General features: G+C 36.3%; 1 protein-coding gene and 1 pseudogene. One reads left to right on the top strand and one right to left on the bottom strand.

The genetic code is table 11. The features are described from left to right. Nucleotide 1: 1 nt before the first annotated feature. Nucleotides 2-682, bottom strand: a complete 681-nt coding sequence (locus ACFFUV_RS23400) for an IS6-like element IS1216 family transposase (RefSeq protein WP_162781366.1) — start codon at nucleotides 680-682, stop codon at nucleotides 2-4. Nucleotides 683-840: 158 nt separating this feature from the next. Here ACFFUV_RS23400 and ACFFUV_RS23405 point away from each other — a divergent pair. Then, nucleotides 841-1049: pseudogene (locus ACFFUV_RS23405) on the top strand (ISL3 family transposase); the annotation flags it as partial.

A 1049-nucleotide genomic window follows, 5' to 3' on the forward strand; every position in this document is an offset into this window, starting at 1 on the left:
TTTAAGCTGGGATTCTCAATAATACCTTGATTTCAGTACAGACCGAAAACCCGAAGAGAGTGCCTTCTTTTCGGGTTTTCTTATATAATCCTCGAATGGCTTCCATGCCTTTAATCGTGGTAGAGGCAGTGCGTAAACTTCGATAGAATTTATTGCGTCTCTTTACTGGACGATGGTCTTGTTCAATCAAATTATTCAGGTATTTAATGGTACGATGTTCTGTCCCTTGATAAAAGCCGTATTCTTTTAGTTTCTTAAAGGCACTTGTAATAGAGGGGGCTTTATCTGTGACTACAACCTTCGGTTCATCAAACTGCTTCACTAACCGCTTAAGAAAAGCATAGGCTGCTTGTGTGTCCCGTTTTTTACGTAACCAAATATCCAAGGTTAAACCATCTGCATCGATGGCTCGATACAAATAATGCCATTTTCCTTTAATTTTGATGTACGTTTCATCCATTTTCCATGAATAAAAGGATTTTTTATTTTTCTTTTTCCAAATTTGATAGAGTAGTTTGCCATATTCTTGCACCCAACGATAAATCGTCGTATGAGAAACGTTAATGCCACGATCATATAAGATTTCTTGAACTTCACGATAGCTAAGGTTATAACGAAGATAGTAGCCCACGGCTACAATAATCACATCCTGCTGAAATTGCTTTCCTTTAAAATGATTCATCGTCATTCCTCCTGCTATCTTTTTCTATTATTCTACCTTATTTGATAGTAGATTTAAAACTTTGCAACAGAACCCTTTTTTGTATAAAAAAAATATAGAAAAGACACCCTGAAATCCTTTAGAATTAATTTGGCTACCAATTCATAGGAGGATTCAAGATGTCTCATACTCAGCTTATCAAAGATACCCTAAATATTCTAGACCTAAATATCTATTTCGAGGAAAATTGTTTAACTAAAGAAAAATACAAAGGGCAAATTTGCTTGATTTACAAAGGAACTCTTCTGTACAAGCCAGAAGAGTGTTCCCATTGTCTTTGTGTCGTCCCCTCTAGGATCATTCGTTGGGGGACGACAACCGTTCGGTT

The organism is Vibrio olivae (assembly GCF_042428525.1).
GTDB lineage: Bacteria > Pseudomonadota > Gammaproteobacteria > Enterobacterales > Vibrionaceae > Vibrio > Vibrio olivae.

What these genes read in the sequence shown, in the direction of transcription:
- ACFFUV_RS23400 (WP_162781366.1), bottom strand. Translation starts at nt 682, where the DNA reads ATGAATCATTTTAAAGGAAAGCAATTTCAGCAGGATGTGATTATTGTA.